General features: G+C 69.3%; 14 protein-coding genes. 6 read left to right on the top strand and 8 right to left on the bottom strand.

Annotation, left to right across the window (positions count from 1 at the left end; all coding sequences use genetic code 11):
- Positions 1-924: a TolB family protein gene (locus FDA38_RS13835; RefSeq protein WP_137254440.1), complete on the top strand. Its 924-nt coding sequence runs from the start codon at positions 1-3 to the stop codon at positions 922-924.
- On the opposite strand, the gene FDA38_RS13830 is transcribed toward FDA38_RS13835, so the two are convergent.
- The 6 genes from FDA38_RS13830 to FDA38_RS13805 form a co-directional block, all read right to left on the bottom strand.
- Positions 921-2,039 carry a glycosyltransferase family 4 protein gene (locus tag FDA38_RS13830; RefSeq protein WP_137254439.1) on the bottom strand — a complete coding sequence of 373 codons (1,119 nt, stop codon included), beginning with the start codon at positions 2,037-2,039 and terminating at the stop codon, positions 921-923. The two genes, FDA38_RS13835 and FDA38_RS13830, sit on opposite strands and share 4 nt — an antisense overlap.
- Positions 2,036-3,280: a M48 family metallopeptidase gene (locus FDA38_RS13825; RefSeq protein WP_137254438.1), complete on the bottom strand. Its 1,245-nt coding sequence runs from the start codon at positions 3,278-3,280 to the stop codon at positions 2,036-2,038. Before FDA38_RS13825 ends, FDA38_RS13830 begins: the two co-directional genes overlap by 4 nt.
- The gene (locus tag FDA38_RS13820; protein WP_137254437.1) at positions 3,273-4,763 is read right to left on the bottom strand and encodes a hypothetical protein; all 1,491 of its coding nucleotides are present in this window, start codon (positions 4,761-4,763) and stop codon (positions 3,273-3,275) included. Before FDA38_RS13820 ends, FDA38_RS13825 begins: the two co-directional genes overlap by 8 nt.
- 84 nt (positions 4,764-4,847) lie before the next feature.
- Positions 4,848-5,903: a C40 family peptidase gene (locus FDA38_RS13815; RefSeq protein WP_137254436.1), complete on the bottom strand. Its 1,056-nt coding sequence runs from the start codon at positions 5,901-5,903 to the stop codon at positions 4,848-4,850.
- A 214-nt stretch (positions 5,904-6,117) separates the two neighbouring features.
- Positions 6,118-6,375, bottom strand: coding sequence for a hypothetical protein (locus FDA38_RS13810; protein ID WP_137254435.1), 258 nt, complete (start codon positions 6,373-6,375; stop codon positions 6,118-6,120).
- Between the two features lie 81 nt (positions 6,376-6,456).
- On the bottom strand, positions 6,457-7,764 hold the full coding sequence (locus FDA38_RS13805; RefSeq protein WP_137254434.1) for an NYN domain-containing protein: 1,308 nt from the start codon (positions 7,762-7,764) through the stop codon (positions 6,457-6,459).
- Positions 7,765-7,944: 180 nt separating this feature from the next.
- Here FDA38_RS13805 and FDA38_RS13800 point away from each other — a divergent pair, with 180 nt between their 5' ends.
- Positions 7,945-9,738: a DEDD exonuclease domain-containing protein gene (locus tag FDA38_RS13800; RefSeq protein WP_137254433.1), complete on the top strand. Its 1,794-nt coding sequence runs from the start codon at positions 7,945-7,947 to the stop codon at positions 9,736-9,738.
- Here FDA38_RS13800 and FDA38_RS13795 read toward each other — a convergent pair.
- Positions 9,735-10,145 (bottom strand): hypothetical protein, encoded by a 411-nt coding sequence (locus FDA38_RS13795; RefSeq protein WP_137254432.1) that lies wholly within the window; start codon positions 10,143-10,145, stop codon positions 9,735-9,737. The genes FDA38_RS13800 and FDA38_RS13795 overlap by 4 nt on opposite strands.
- A gap of 84 nt (positions 10,146-10,229) precedes the next feature.
- Here FDA38_RS13795 and FDA38_RS13790 point away from each other — a divergent pair, with 84 nt between their 5' ends.
- From FDA38_RS13790 to FDA38_RS43415, 3 genes are all read left to right on the top strand, one after another.
- Positions 10,230-11,015: a helix-turn-helix transcriptional regulator gene (locus tag FDA38_RS13790; RefSeq protein WP_137254431.1), complete on the top strand. Its 786-nt coding sequence runs from the start codon at positions 10,230-10,232 to the stop codon at positions 11,013-11,015.
- Between the two features lie 25 nt (positions 11,016-11,040).
- Entirely contained in the window at positions 11,041-11,328 is a 288-nt protein-coding gene (locus FDA38_RS13785; protein ID WP_137254430.1) for an Lrp/AsnC family transcriptional regulator, read from the top strand.
- 142 nt (positions 11,329-11,470) lie between these two features.
- The gene (locus FDA38_RS43415; RefSeq protein WP_137254429.1) at positions 11,471-14,092 is read left to right on the top strand and encodes a DUF2510 domain-containing protein; all 2,622 of its coding nucleotides are present in this window, start codon (positions 11,471-11,473) and stop codon (positions 14,090-14,092) included.
- A gap of 220 nt (positions 14,093-14,312) precedes the next feature.
- Here FDA38_RS43415 and FDA38_RS13775 read toward each other — a convergent pair whose 3' ends face one another.
- Positions 14,313-14,786 carry a hypothetical protein gene (locus tag FDA38_RS13775; RefSeq protein WP_137254428.1) on the bottom strand — a complete coding sequence of 158 codons (474 nt, stop codon included), beginning with the start codon at positions 14,784-14,786 and terminating at the stop codon, positions 14,313-14,315.
- A 39-nt stretch (positions 14,787-14,825) separates the two neighbouring features.
- Here FDA38_RS13775 and FDA38_RS13770 point away from each other — a divergent pair, with 39 nt between their 5' ends.
- Entirely contained in the window at positions 14,826-15,821 is a 996-nt protein-coding gene (locus tag FDA38_RS13770; protein ID WP_233714702.1) for a hypothetical protein, read from the top strand.
- The last annotated feature ends 32 nt before the right edge of the window (positions 15,822-15,853 follow it).

Here is a 15,853-nt window from a genome sequence, read left to right as displayed (position 1 = left end):
ATGAAGCGCGCACTGGCACTCTCGATCTCGTTGATGCTGGCCCTGTGCGGTTCAGCCGCCCCGTCCGCCGGCAACGGCGGCCGGATCGTGTTCAGCCGGCAACTCGACTCCGGCGGCTCGAATCTGTTCGTGGCCCGTGCGGACGGTTCGGGCGTCCGGAGGGTGGTGATTCCGGAGCTCGTCGAGGACTTCGGATCGGCGCGGTGGTCACCCGACGGCAGTAAGTTGCTCATCTCGAACCTGCTGCGGTTCGACGCCGCCGGCGAGCTGTTGCCGTTCCGGCCCGCGACCGTGCGGCCGGACGGATCCGGCTTCCGGATGCTCGAACCACCAGGCGCGCCGGACGACATGCTCTGCGGTGCTTGGTCGCCGGACGGCAAGCGGATCCTCTGTGGATTCGGCGGCGAGAAGCCTGGCGTGTTCAGCATCCGCTCGTCGGACGGCGGTCATCCGATCCGGCTGACGACGAACCCGTACGGCGCGTCCGACGTCGCCGGTGACTACTCACCCGACGGAGACAGGGCCGTGATCGTTCGGTTCCGGGGTGAGGACACCGCGCTGTTCGTGGTGGACACCGATGGGCACCACCTGCGCCAGCTCACGCCGTACGGTCTTGCGCAAGGCCACGAACTGGCGACAGCCCGGTGGTCGCCCGACGGTCGCTCGATCCTGTTCGCGACCGCGGAAGGAGGGCTGTCCCTGATCCGGCTCCGCGACGGCAAGCTGAGTCCGATCACCCTCGACACCGGCGGTAAGGCCTACCACGCCTTCGCGCCCGGATGGTCGCCGGACGGAACCAGAATCGTGCTGTCGTTGACGATCGACCAGCAGGAGGACATCTACACCACCCGCAAGGACGGAACCCACCTGCAGCGGATCACGAACACGCCGGCCTTCGAACCGTTCGCCGACTGGGGTTTCTAGACCTCGAGGAGGTTCCGCAAGCCGTCGCCGCTGCGGGCCCACGACCAATCGCGCCGTACCCACTCCCGACCGGCCTCGCCCATCGCGCGGGCGCGGGCCGGCTCGGTGAGCAGCTCAGTGATCCGTACGGCGGTTGGCACCGGATTGTACGGGTCGACCAGATAGCCCGTCCCGCCGTGCCGGACCGTGTCAGCTGCGCCCCCGGAATCCCCCACGATCACCGGCTTCCCGGTCGCCGAGGCCTCCAGCGTCACGATCCCCAGCGCCTCCGGCTCGAGCCCGAATCGCCTTGTGCGGCAGGGCATCGCGAAGACATCAGCAGCGTCGATGTACGGCGGGATGTCGGGCCACGGGACCGGACCGGTGAACACCACCGACTCCGACACTCCGGTCGACGCCGCCAGTTCCTCGAGGTAGTCGCGGTCCGGCCCGCCGCCGACGAGTAGCAGCGTGGCGCCTGGTGCCGACTCCTGGACGCGTGGCCACGCGCGGATCAGCGTGTCCTGGCCCTTTCGCCGGATCAGCCGCGAGACGCACACGACAACCGGAACGCCTTCCAGCCGCAGCCCTTTGCGCACCTGCTCTCCCCCACAGTCCGGGGCGAACCGGTGCGTGTCGACTCCCGGCGTCAGCCTGCGAACCCGAGCAGCAGCAGCTGGTGAGAGCGCAGGTTTGATCTGCTCCTCGCACCACGACGACACCGTGGTGAGCGTGTCGGCCGCGTCCCCGATCCGCCGCAACGCCTGCCGAGCGCCCGGTACGCCGGCCCACCACGTCTCGTGCCCGTGCGTCATCGCCACGATCCGCCGCGCCCCCGCCTTGCGCAGCGCAGACCCCATCAACCCGAGCGGGGCGGCCGCGCCGAACAGCACCCGGTCCGCGTCGTAGGTCCGCATCAGCTCCACGGCCCGCTTCGTCGTACGTGCCGTGGGCAACAACATCGACGTACGGTCGCGGATCACCGGGAACGGCAGCGTGGCGTCGTACGCCGTGTCGCCCTGCTCGTGGGACGTGTAGACGACCACGTCCGGAAGCTCGTCGCACAGAGACCGGACGAAGGTCTCGATCCCGCCCTGGCGCGGCGGGAAGTCGTTGGTGACGACCAGGACGGTCATCGCTTGACCAGCGGCGGGACCGGGTCACTGTTCTCGGTGCCCCAGGCGCGTCCCATCGCGATCCGCTCCGGCGGGGTCGGGTGGTCGGCGAACATCCAGTACCGCCAGCGGCTCGGGTCGAGACCGGAGATGTTCTGCACGGCCAGGTCGTGCTGCATCGCGACGAAGTTCTGCGGATCGTTCGTCAGCCGGAGCGAGTGGTAGTCCGCGCGGGCCTCGATCTTCCGGCTGACCAGATTCTGCACCGGACTCGCCAGCGTCGTACCGGCGGCGATCAGCGCGACGAGGAACGCGACCCGGCGCGGATCGGCCATCCGCGTCCCCAGCAACAGGTACAGCAGCGTGATGCCGAACGCCGTGCCGAGCACGCCGATCAGCGTCCCGTGCAGTACGTCGTCCTCGGCCGCGTGACCGAGCTCGTGCGCGACCACGAGCCGGACCTGCGCCGGCGAGGTGTCCTTGAGCAGCGTGTCGTAGACGACCAGCCGACGGGTCGAGCCGAAGCCGGACACATACGCGTTCAAGGCGGTTGTCCGCTTCGACGCGTCCGCGACCAGGACGTCCTTCACCGGTACGCCGTCCTGCTTGGCCAGGTCGAGGAACTCGTTGCGCTGGGCACCGGCCGGCATCGACGTGAAGTGGTTGAACCGCGGCTCGATCAGCACCGGGTACGCGAACGAGACACCGAGCACGAGCAACGCCGCGGCGATTGCCCCAGGCAACCACCAGCCCTGCCGCCAGATCTTCGCGAACGCGATCAGGACAACGGCGACCACCGCGAGCCCGAGTGACGTGATGGCCCAGTTGACGCCGCGGTCCCACACCCACAACCGCCAGTTCTCCACCGACAGCCCGTACTTGAGACTGACCCGCTCCGCGAACACGTCGGTCGGGACGGTGAGCAGACTCGTGATCAGGACGACGCCCGCGACCGTCAGCGGTACGGCGATGAACCACAGCCGGACGTGCACGGCGTCGTACAGCCGTCGGCCGAGCGGGCTGAAGCCGATGACGAGCGGAACGACGATCGAGATGATCCAGGACGCCGTCGACCACGGCAGGATCTCGTGCCGGAACGCGTTCTGGCGGGCGATCTCGGCCGTCGTGAAGTCCAGCGCGGCATCGGGTTTCGGCAGATCGATCAGGTGCCACGGGGTGGTGACGGCGATGGTGAAGACCAGCGCGACGGCGAGTACGCCGCAAGCGATCCAGGGAGCCGACCGGCCGGCCGGTTCAGGCACCAGCAAGCCTCTCGAGGTACTTCTGCCACTCGGCGACGAACTCTGCCTCGGTCATCCCCAGCACCGACTTGAACGCGTCCGCGAGACCGGTCGAGCTCTTCGACGCGTGCACGGCCCGGTAGAACTTGACCAGCTTGGCCTGTCCTTCACGCTCGGCGATCAGCCGGCACGCGAGCCACGCCGACTCGTAGGCCTGCGGCAGCTCGGTCGCCGACGCCGCGAACGCCTCGGGCGTCGGCAAGGTGGTCGGCACCTTCCCGGCCCGGACCGCCTTGAACAGCTCCTTCGCCGCCGACTCGTCCTGCACAGGTACGGCGGTGAACGCCACGTAGTCCGCGAACCCTTCCGCCAGCCACAACGGCACCGGCGAAGCAGTCGCGGTCGACGCGACGTGAGTGGTCTCGTGTGTCAGCACGATCCGGCGTCCCTGCTTGCCGAGCTCCTCGAACAGCTTCGGGTTCGCCACGATCCGCACCGGCGCGCCGACAGCGGGCGAGTCGAGCTCGGCGAACGTGACCGCGGCGATCTGGGTGTACGTGTTCGGCTGGGCGCCGAGGATGCCTTCCATCTGGGACTGTTTGGCGGGCAGGTAGATGATCACCTTCTGCCGCCAGTTCTTGCCCCAGACCTTGCTCACCGAGTCGACCGCCTTGTCGGCGACCGATACGTAGCTCTTCGCTTCCGCCTCCGAGTCGAGGCTGACCACGAGGCTGTGCTTGCCCTTGGCCACCTCGACCTGGCCGAGCGCCCAGACCGGCCGTCGCTGCCCGGCCGCGAACCGCTCCGAGAACGATGCGGCGTACGTCGTCCCGTCGCGGGTGACGAACGTCACCGGAAGAGTCTCGCGGGCCGGCTTCACGTCGTACCCGGAGAGTTGCCAGGAGACCTCGACCTGGGCCAGCCAGGACTGGGTGCCGCCGAGCTGGGTCTGCCGGTCCGGCGTCAGCGCGCCGGGATCGTCGCTCACGTAGCGCAACTGGAACGTGCTGATCGGGAGGGTGGTCAGGTTCGAGAAGATCGTCCGGGCGCTGCCGCGGAAGTCCGGGGCCTTCGGGTCGATGGTGTCGAGGAACTCGGTGCGGTTGTCGTTCTCGACCGCGTCGGTCATCTTCTGCAGGACGGCCTCGCCTGCGACAGCACGCTGTACGCCCGACTCGGCCTGGTCCGGCGTCGCCGAGGTGGCCGGATGCGAGTGCGCCGGCGAACCGTTGGGGTCGGCGGGTGCGTTGGCGACCTGGCGGAGACCGGCGTACCCGGCTCCGGCGACGAGGCAGACGGCGACACCGAGAGCGACCTTCTTCAGGATCGGCGTGAACGGCGGCCGGCTCTCGTCGCTGGCCCGGGCGAGCGGCTGCTGGCGGTGGTCACTCGGCTCCCGTGGGTCACCGGCTGACGGGATCACTGGCAGCGGCACCGTATCGCCCTGATCGTCGATCACCTCGGCCCTTCGCTGCTGCTCACCTGCCCCAGTCAGGCGGGACACCCGGCCTCCTCCGACATTACGTCATCAAATGAATCGGCTCCGGGGAGGGATCCCCGGAGCCGCAGAGTATGTCAAGGGCGCAGGTCAGCCCGGGCGCACCGCGGAGTTGTACGGCATCTCGTCCATCGGGGCGATCTCGACGCTCTTACCCGGACGCGGTGCGTGCACGATCCGGCCGTTGCCGAGGTACATCGCGACGTGGCTGACCGGGGAGTAGTAGAAGATCAGGTCGCCCGGCATCAGGTCGGACTTGCTGACGTGGCGGCCCTCGCCGGTCTGCGCCTTCGAGGAGTGCGACAGCGAGACGCCGGCCTTGCCCCACGCGTACATCATCAGGCCGGAGCAGTCGTAGGAGCTCGGGCCGTCGGCACCCCACACGTACGGGTCGCCGAGCTGGGAAAGAGCGGCGTTGACCGCGATCGCCGCACGGCCGCTGGCCGGCACGTTCGGCAGGTCCGTGCTCTCCCGGTCGCCACTGCGGGTCGGGCGCTCGCTGCGCGCCTTCTCCGCCGCCTTGGCGTTCTCTTCCTCGATCCGCTTACGGTCGGCGGCGCTGAGCTTGTCGAGCACCTTCTCGGCGTTGTCGAGGTTGGTCTGCAGCTGCTTCTTGAACGCGTCCTGCTTCGCCTGCACGGACTGCAACGCGGACAGCTCGGTCTGCTCGCTGGCCTGCAGGTCGGTGAGCTTGCCCTGCGCGACCTGGTAGCGACGCAGCGCGGAGTTCTGCTGGCCGGCGAAGGCCTGGGCGGTGGACGCCTGGCTGAGGAACTGGTCCGGGTTGGTCGAGAGCAGCAGCTGCGCCGTGGTGGAGATGCCAGAGGTCTGGTACCCGGCGACCGCGAGGGATCCGATCTGCCGCTTCACACCGTCGACCTGGCCCTGCTGCTTGGCGATCGCGGCCTGCAAGGCCTTCACGCGCGCGGCGGAGGCGCTGATCTGCCCACGGAGGTCGTTGGCCGACTCACCGGACACCTCGGCCTGGTGCTGGAGCTCGGCGACCTGCTTCTTCGCCTCGTCCAGGGTGGGCGCGGGGTCGGCGCTGGCCGCTCCCTGGATCAGGATCACGCCCGCAGCGACAGCGGTGCTGGTGATGGCGGCGAGGGCGATTCCCTTGGTGCGGTTGATGCGTCCGATGGACACAGCCCGGTCGGTCCCTTCCTCTGCTCGCGCCGTCCCCGTTGACCAGGCTCGGCGCGGACATGATGTCCGCGGATCCGCCGGATCACTCCCTCGGCTTACCGCTGCCCGGTCGGCCGGAGCGGCCGACACCCTGAGGCAACGAGACGTAACAGTAGTGACCGTTTCGTGACCAGTGCAATTCGCCCCTCGGGTTTGATCCAAAATTAACGAAGGATCATCCCGACCCAACGATCGTTTCGCCTTCATCGGAAGGGGTTTGAGCAGCAGCATCGAGCTCGACACTGCTGACGGCGTGTACTAGGCGTAACGGTGGCACCAGACCGGAATCGGCCAGTGCGTCCAGCGCGGCCATCTCGTCGTCGTCGATGCGAAGACTTCCGGAGCGCTCCGCAGCGAACCCGAGCACCACCGTCACCACGCAGTCCTGGCAGCCCGGACCCTTCATCACACAGGCGTCGCAGTCGATCAGCACAACATCCTCCAAGTGGGGAAGCACCCGGACTTGCATCCGGCTGAGAAGGACGCTAGAGAACCCCGCCGACAGTTTTCGTCGTCAGGTGCGTGCGATGCGTGAAATCAGACTGCTCGCGGAGAGTGCGCGGGCGCCGAGTTTGATGATGCTGTCGGCAACTTCGCGGTCGGTGGAGACGACAACGACCGGGCGGCCCGGCGGCTCGGCCCGGACCAGTTGCCGGATCACGTCATCGGCGATCACACCGGCCGGACTGAACCGCACCCGCACACCGCGTGGTGGATTCAGTTGCACAGGGCCCGAGAGTTCGGCGCCGTCGAAGACCACGGTGATCTCGACACGACGTTGTGCGACCAGCGCACCAAGCGCAGTGACGAGTCGCTGACGTTGCGAATGCAGTGGCGAGTTCGGCCATGCGGTCTTCGTCACGTTGTAGCCGTCGATGATCAGATGCACCTGCGGCAACGCCAACAGTTCATCGAACAGCGCCGGGTCGTCCTCAGGCGCAGTACGTCCGACCGGAGCCGCCTCGGGCTCTGAACCGGCCACTGTGTCCGCTGGGCGGAACTCTCCCCCGGGTGGCAGGGCCAGCTCACGACGCAATCCACTCGCTGCCTCCAGCAACGTGTCGAGCAGTAGGCGGGTGCGTGTCGACGCGAGCTCCCGCTCCTGTCCCGCAGTACGGCGGGCCGCGTGCTCGATCGCTTCCAGCTCAGTGATCCGGGTCCGCAGCTTGCGCAGGTCCCGCTCAACGTCGGCGCGGGCGGCGTCGACGCGTTCGTCGGCGGTCTCGGCCTCCTTGGTGCGTTGCTCGAGATCGGTCTGCAGACCGGTGATCTTCTGCCGCGCGTCGTTCAGCTTGCGGCGAAGCGTGACGTTCTCGGCCTTGAGCTCGTTGACCTGTTCACGAAGGCGTTCGCGGACCTGACGGGTCTCGGTGCGGGCCTGATCCAGCTGGTCGGCGAGCCGGTGGACGGCTTCCTCGTCGGCGCGCGGGTTCTCCACCGGGACCTGGGCGGCCGCTGCGATGTGTTGCTCCCAGTCGTCGGGTCGCAGCAGGTACGCGAGGGCGGCGACCTCGACCGGGTCGGCCGCCGGGATCGGTACGCCATCGGCCACGGCGTCGCCGAGCTCCGGGTGCTCCCGCCGTACCTCGAAGGCCGTCAGTTTGCGGAAGTGGTCGTCGGTCTCGAGGATCGGACCGAGCACCGAGGCGGACAGCTTGGCCCGTTTCGCCGGCGCGAAGCTGGCGAACCGGCGCAGCGGGGCCGGGATGTCGGTTGCGGGGAGCTGGCCGAGGGCATGTGCGGCGAGGGTCAGGACGCGTTGCCGGACCGGTTCAGGCAAAGTCGTAGCGGCGGAGCTCGCGGCGGTGCCGGCCTCAGTCACCGGTCCGCAGTCCGGCTGGAACGACTACCTGGCAGCTGATGCTCCAGTGACGCAGACCACAGCGAACGGGCGTGTGGCCCTGATTCGCAGTGATCGCCTGTGTACGCATACAGAGAGCCTAGTCGACTCGCAGGCGTGTCACCTGCGGAATTGTCGGTGGCGGCTCTTAGCGTCGTGACCATGACCAGCCCAGGGCATGCGCAGGCCACGGATTCGACGATGCCGATCCGCGGTGTGCAGCACAGTTTCGACGACCTGGGTACTCCGCTGCGCGACATCACGTTCTGCGTGGTCGACCTCGAGACGACGGGGAATCCGCCCGGCGAGGGCGGCATCACCGAGATCGGCGCGGTGAAGGTGCGGGCCGGTGAGGTCGTCGGCGAGTTCCAGACGTTGGTCAACCCATCGGAGACGATCCCGCCGTTCATCGCCGTACTCACCGGCATCACGAACTCGATGGTTGCCACGTCACCGCGGATCGAGTCGGTGCTGCCCGCGTTCCTGGAGTTCGCGCACGGGTGCGTGATGGTCGCGCACAACGCGCCGTTCGACATGGGCTTCCTGAAACACGAGAGCCTCGTGCACGGGTACGACTGGCCCGACTTCGCCGTCGTCGACACCGCGCTGCTGGCGCGGCGCGTGATCACCCCGGACGAGGCGCCGAACTGCAAGCTCGGGACATTGGCGAAACTCTTCCGCACCATGACGACGCCGAACCACCGGGCGCTGTCCGACGCGCGGGCGACCGTCGACGTACTGCACGGGCTGTTCGAGCGGGTCGGGTCGTTGGGCGTGCAAACGTTGGAGGACCTGCAGACGTACTCGTCCCGGGTCGCGCCGGCCGTCCGGGCCAAGCGCCACCTGGCCGAAACGTTGCCGCACGCACCGGGTGTGTACCTGTTCACCGACGACCGCGGCGAGGTGCTGTACGTCGGGAAGTCCAAGGACCTGCGCACCCGCGTCCGGTCGTACTTCACCGCCTCCGAGACGCGTAACCGGATCGGCGAGATGGTCGGTATCGCGACCGGCGTCCGCGGGATCGAGTGCGGTACTCCGCTGGAGGCCGAGGTACGCGAGCTGCGGCTGATCGCGGAGCACAAGCCGCGGTACAACCGGCGGTCGAAGTTCCCCGAGCGGCAGCATTGGCTGAAGGTCACGGTCGAGCCGTTTCCACGCCTGTCGCTGGTCAAACAGGTGCGCGACGACGACGCCGGGTACCTCGGGCCGTTCAGCTCGCGGAAGACGGCCGAGCGGGCGATGGCCGCGCTGCACGAGGCGTTCCCGATCCGGCAGTGCACCGCGCGGATGTCGAAGCACCCTTCGTTGTCGCCGTGTGTGCTGGCCGAGATGGGCCGGTGTGTCGCGCCGTGCGACGGGCGGATCTCGATGGATTCGTACGGCGAGTTCGTGGCCGGGCTACGGACGGCGCTGACCGTGGATCCGACGCCGGTGGTCGAGGCACTGGACCGGCGGATCGATCTGTTGTCGGCGGACGAGCGGTTCGAGGATGCCGCCGTACATCGGGATCGGTTGAGCGCGTTCGTGCGGAGCTCGGCGCGGATGCAGCGGATGGCGTCGGTCACCGGATGCGCCGAGATCTGCGCGGCCCGGCGGACCGAGGACGGCGGCTGGGAACTGCACGTGATCCGGCGCGGCCGGCTCGCAGCGGCCGGTTTCACGCCGCGCGGCACGGACCCGCGGCCGCATCTGGAGATGCTCAGGGCGTCGGCCGAGACGGTGCTGCCCGGCATCGGCCCGGTGGCGGCGGCGTCACCGGAGGAGATCGAGCTGATCCTGCGCTGGCTCGAGCTCCCCGGCATCCGCCTGGTCGAGATGGACGGCACCTGGACCTGCCCGGTCAGCGGCGCCGGCCGCCACCTCACCCGCCTCGACAACTCCCACTCCGACGCCCACCACCACCCGACCGAACGCCGCCGGCACATGCGGCCGTTGGGTCCGGCGCGGGTTGGTTAGACCTCGATGAACTGGTAGTCGGTGCGGATCCGGCCGTCGGGGGCGAGCAGGAGGAGATCGATGCCGATGGCAAGCGCCTCTCCCCCGCCGGCCGGGACCATCGCCCAGCGCAGCTTCACCAGATCGCGGAGCGCGGCCGGCTCGCCGTGCGGGACGAATTCGTACTGGCCGGGCGCGACGAACTCGTCGTACGCGCGGGTGACCCGGCGTACGAGCTCCTCGTGGCCGCGGGCTTCCAGGGACGCGGTGACGCCGATCTCCTCGGCGCGCTTCGCGATCTCTTCCGGCGGCTCGAGAAGGTGTACGCCGTCCTCGGTCCACAGGTCTTCGATCGCCTTCCGTCGGGTGTCGGCGTCGGGCTCGTTCCAAACTGCTACATAGCGGGTTGCAAGGTCTTTGCTGGTCATGGCTACGACCTTGCCGGGAGGGGTTGTGCGCCGACAATTCCCTGCTGGGTATGGATTGTCGGTGGCGTGGGTTAGAACTGCAGCATGGGATCAGAGTTGTCCGCAGGGCTACGGTTGTGGCGGACTCGTCGGCGGGTGAGTCAGCTCGAGTTGGCGATCCGCGCGGGGACGACGCAGCGGCACGTCAGCTTCATCGAGAGCGGTCGGTCGGCGCCGGGGCGGGAGATGGTTATCCGGCTGGCTGAGTCGCTCCAGGTCCCGCTGCGCGAGCGGAACGCATTGCTGCTCGCCGGCGGATACGCTCCGGCGTACGACGAGACGCCGTACGACGCGCCTGGACTCGAGGCGGTCCGGACCGCGCTGGCCGCGATCCTCGAGGGCCATCGGCCGTATCCGGCCGTCGTCGTCGACCGCATCGGCAACCTGGTCCTCGCCAACCACGCCTTCGACGTCCTCACGGCCGGCGTTGCGGAGCATCTGCTGACGGCACCGGTCAACCTCCCCCGGCTGCTGCTGGATCCGGCCGGCCTGGCTCCACGGATCGTCAACTTCGCGCAATGGTCCTGGCACGTCATCGATGCGCTGACCCGCGAGGCCGCGCAGTACCCGTCGCCGTCGTCGGATGCTCTGATCCAGGAGCTCATCGCGGTGATCCCGCCTCGGCCGGCTCCGGACCACCTGGGTTTCGCCGTACCGCTCCAGCTCCGCTCGCCCGACGGTGACCTGCATCTCGTCACCACGCTGACCAGGTTCGGTACGGCGATCGATGTGACGGTGTCGGAACTGCGGATGGAGGCGTTCCTGCCCGCGGACGAACCGACGGCGAGAGCGTTGCGGGGCCTCGATCGCACTATGCTTCAGCGGGTCTAGATGTGAGTACCGAGGAGAGGACGGCATGGTCACCGCGATCGTGTTCATCAAGGCCGACGTCGCACGGATCCCGGAGGTCGCCGAGCAGGCGGCAGCGATCGAGGGCGTCAGCGAGGTGTACTCCGTCACCGGCGGGCTCGACCTGATCGCGCTGGTCCGGGTCGCGCGGCACGACGACCTGGCCACGGTCATCCCCGAGCACGTGAACCGGGTGCCCGGCGTACTCAGCACCGAGACGCACATCGCGTTCCGCGCGTACTCCAGCCACGACCTGGAGGCGGCCTTCAGCCTCGGCGAAGAGGACGGTGTCTGAGCACCGCTCCGATCGGTCCGACTGACACGAGCTGAAGTTACGGTGAACACATGAACGTCCGGGGCCAGTTCCGTGCCGACAACGGCGTACTTCGTGCGTTTGCGCGTCGTCCGTTCGCGCCGACCGCCGAGCGAGGACGCGGATGAGCAATCCGCCCGCCGGCTGGTACCCCGACCCCACCGGCCAGCCGAACACCATCCGCTTCTGGAACGGGGAGAAGTGGACCAACCAAACCGAGATCGAGCAGGAGGAAACTGCCGACCACTCGGACCCGCTCCGCCAGGAGCCAGCTCGTCAGGAGCCGGTCCAGCGGGAGTCGGCTCGGCGGGAGTCGGCTCAGCCTGAGCCGGTCCAGCGTGAGCCGCTTCGACAGGAGCCGGTTCGGCAGGAGCCGGTCCAGCGGGAGCCTGCTCGGCGCGAGTCGGCTCGGCAGGAGCCGGTCCAGCGGGAGTCGGCTCGACAGGAGCCAGTCCAGCGTGGCCTGGTTCGACAGGACCCGCTCCAGCGGGAGCCGGATCGGCGGGAGTCGGGTCGGCAGGAGCCGGTTCGGCGGGAGTCTGTTGGGGCTGAGACGGGTGGGCCTGGTCTGCGGTCTGTGCAGGAGCCTGCGCAGCAGCCACAGCAGGAGTCTCCGGACGGGCAGGCGGATCCCGGCGGCTGGTGGCAGCCGACGCCTACCCCGCAGCTCTGGGACCTCGAACCGACCAACGACGCCACGCAGGCGAACGGTGGACCGCGTCTACGCGCGGTGACTCCGGACGAGCCTGCCCAGGATCCCGGGCCGAGCGCGGCTGAGCGGGCCCAGGCGACGTGGGGTGCGCCGGAGATCGCGCCCGCTCCCCCGGAGCATTGGACCCAGCGCGAGGTGACCGAGGAGGAGCTCGCGGCGGATGAGGGTACGGCGGCCGCCGACGTACCGACCGACGTACCAGCTGCGCAGGCCGATGCACCGGCCGGCAGCTGGACGTTGAAGCTCGCGCCCTCGCCGAGCGAGACCAGCGAGGCGGTTGTTGAGCCGACTGATGGCTGGTCGGACGTCAGCTTCACCGAGCAGCCGAGGTTCGCGCCGACGCCGAAGGAGGACGTCCAGCCGGGCATGCCGGCTGCTGACGTGAGCGAGGACCCCGAGGTTCAGGCGGCGGACGCAGCCGAGGTCGCAGCGCAGTTGCAGCCGGACTGGGGCAGCCAGGCGGGCGATCAGGACGACCAGCAGACGAGCGATCAGCCGTCGTGGGGTGTCGAGGCCAGCGACGAAGAGGACCTGCAGACACCGGACCATCCCGCTGCGCCGCTGTGGACCATGCCGGACGCGGACGACGCGACGCAGGAACAGCCCGTGCCGGTCCAGCTCTGGGGCGACCAGCCGACACAGCAGCAGCCCGCAGAACAGGAGCCGGAACAGAACCAGCCCTGGGGAGCCGGCCAGGCCGAGCAGGCCCAGGGCTGGGGAACCGGAGCCGGTCAGGCCGAGCAGGCTCAGGGCTGGGAAACCGGAGCCGGTCAGGCTGAGCAGGGTGAAGGCTGGGGAGCCGGTCAGGCTGAGCAGGGGCAGGGCTGGGGTGCTGAGCAGGGTTGGGGTTCGGCGGGGAATGACGCGCCGCCGGCGGACAACGGCTGGGCTGTAGGCGACCAGCACGCAGTACAGGAGTCCGGGCCTTGGGGTCCGCAGGCGACCGCCGAGACGCAGAACGGTCAGGTCGGCGATCAGCAGTGGGGTGGGCAGAGCTGGCCCGTACAGCAGAACGGCGACCAGCAGGCGAGCAACGGCTGGGGCAACGACCCGAGCTGGGGCGAAGGCCAGCAGCACTCCGCACCCGTGCAGCAGAACGGCGGGCAGCCGTGGGGCAACGGGCAGGGCGAGCAGCCGTGGGGTGTTCAGCAGAACGCCGGCCAGCAAGGCGGAGGCCCGCAAGGCGGAGTACAGCAGGCTTGGGGCGAGCAGCAGACCCAGCGCGCCTGGGGTGAGGACGAGAACGAGGCCTGGGGCGGGCAGACCGACCTGAGCACCGGCGTCGGGAGCAAGAAGTCGAAGGGCTCCGGCGGTGGTGGCGGCCGGTCCGGTGCCAAGCTGCCGTTGATTCTCGGCGGCGGGGTCGCGCTGGTGCTGCTGATCGTTCTCGCGGTGGTGCTGATCACCGGCGGAGGCGACGACAAGAAGGCCGACCCGAACCCGACCGGTACGCCGACACAGTCGACCGGCACGCCGACGAACCAGAGCAGCACCAAGCCGGGCCAGTCCAAGAACCCGAAGCTGCACGAGGGCATCGGACGGATCTCGTCGGACGCGATCTCGTTCCCGCGCCGGAACCCGCCGTGGTCGGACCGCAAGCGCCTGGTCCAGCAGCTCCTCAACTCCAGCGGCCAGCACATCGTCCTGCAGGAGAACGTCAGCGGCGCCGACGACTGGACCGCGGACATCTTCGTCGGCGGCCTCGGGACCGGGTCGGGCTTCAACGGCGACCCGAAGGCGACCGCGGCGACCCTGTCGGGGCAGCTGCGGACGAGCATGTACGGGTCGATCCCGGCGACGTACCGGACGGTCGCGAACGGCGCGGTGAAGCGGACGAACAAGTCGGGCTGGTTCTACCAGCAAACCGTGACCGCGAAGTCGGCGGCAGTGACCGATCGAGTGCTTACGCTGACGGTGGCCGTTTTCGACCTCGGTGACGGAACGGCGGTCGCCTACATCAGCGGCATCCCCAACAACCGCCCAGATCTGAAGGCGGCCGAGAGCCAGGCCTACAAGGGAATCAACGTTGGCTGAGAACGAAGACCAGACCCCGTCCCAAACCGGCGACGGCGGGCCGCCCGCAGTACCCACATCCGGCGACTCCGCCAACCCGTGGGTCCAGCCTGCGCAGAACACCCCGGAGAGCCCGTCCGACTCCGGGGATGCCCTCTTCGGCCAGTCCCCCGCCCCCGCTCCACCACCCCCGCCGCCGGCCCGCCCGCAACACGCGGCCCCCGCAAACCCAGGCTGGCAACTACCCGGCCAACCGCAGCCGGGCGGCCAGATGTGGGGCGTCCAACCGCCCCAACAGCCAGCTCCCCAGCAACCCAACCCACAGCACACCCGCCCACAACACGCCGCCCCACCCCGCGACCCCCAGCCCACAGGTCAGCCAGGTCAGCCAGGTCAGCCAGGCCCGGGCGGGCAACCGCCGTGGTCGGGTCAGCCGGGTCCAGGACACGCTGGTCCGGCCCATGCCGGGCAACCGCAACCAGGCCAGCGCCCACCAGCACAAGCCGGCCCCCAGCAGCCATCCCTCGCTCAACCACAAGCCGGGCAACCGCAACCGGGCCAGCGCCCACCGGCACAAGCCGGTCCGCAGCAGCCGCAACCCGGGCAACCGCAACCGGGCCAGCGCCCGCCGGGACAAGCCGGTCCGCAGCAGCCACCCCTCGGCCAGCCGCAGCCTGGGCAGCCGCAGGGTGGGCAGATGTGGGGGCCGCCGCAAGGTGCGCCGTCGCGTGGGCCTCGGCAGGCCGGGTGGCAGATGCAGGCAACTGGGCCTCAGCACGGACAGCACGCCGGGCCGCCGCAGCAGCCCGGCGCCACCGGACAACCGTCGCTCGGGCAGACGATCTCGCGTGCGACCGGGCAAGGCGCCGGAGCACACGCCGCCGGCTCGCACGCCGCCGCCGGCACGCACCCCGTCGGCGCGAGTAATACGTACGGCGTGATCGGCACCGGCGGGCGGCTGCCCGGCGGGAGCGGCGACGGCGGGCGGCTGCCCGGCGGCAACGGCGACGTCAGGATCGGCGGCCTGCCCGGGATCAGTGGGCGGGCCCGGATGATCGGTGCGATCGTGCTGGTCGTCGCCGCTCTTGCCACCACCGGCCTGAGCGTGGGTTGGATCTGGTCGAAGGCGGACGCCGTCAGCCCGGTCGCCCTGCCCTCAGGTGGTACGCCGATCGACACCGTCAGCCCGTCGGTGAAGCCGTCCGAGACGCCGACGCCGTACGGCAAGGTGCTCGGCACCGTGATGGTTGCCTCGAACAACGACACGATGCCGATCATGAGCTCGGCCTGGGGCAACTACGGCGAGACCACCGGCCTGTGGGGCGGCGCCGCGATCTGGCTGACCGTGCACAAGAACTACGACGGCAAGGGCGCGTCCTGGGGCAACTACACCGCCTTCGGCCAGCTCCCGCCGGACATTCCGTACAAGAACACCGCGGCCGGCCTGAAGGAGGCCGCCGTACAGATCGGCTCCCGCGCGATCGTCGCCCTGTACGACAAGAACGCCCAGGTGATGAAGGGCACGACCCACAAGGCGATCACGGTCAACGGCCACCCGGGCCACGAGATCGTCGCCAAGGTCGTCGTCAAGGTGCCGAAGCTGACCGAGACCTACTCGACCGTGATGATCGCCGTGATCGACCGCGGCGACGGTACGGCGGACGTGGCGATCGCCGACATCGCCGGCTCGACCCCCGCCTGGCAGAACGTCTGGCGCTACAAGGTCAGCCAGATCGCGATCAACAAATAACGAAAGGGCCGGCGGGTCACCCCCGCCGGCCC

Source organism: Kribbella jiaozuonensis, assembly GCF_005233875.1.
In the GTDB taxonomy this organism is placed as follows: Bacteria; Actinomycetota; Actinomycetes; order Propionibacteriales; family Kribbellaceae; genus Kribbella; species Kribbella jiaozuonensis.
The sequence above is the reverse complement of the archived record's forward strand: the minus strand, read 5'-3'. Positions and strand labels throughout refer to the sequence as shown.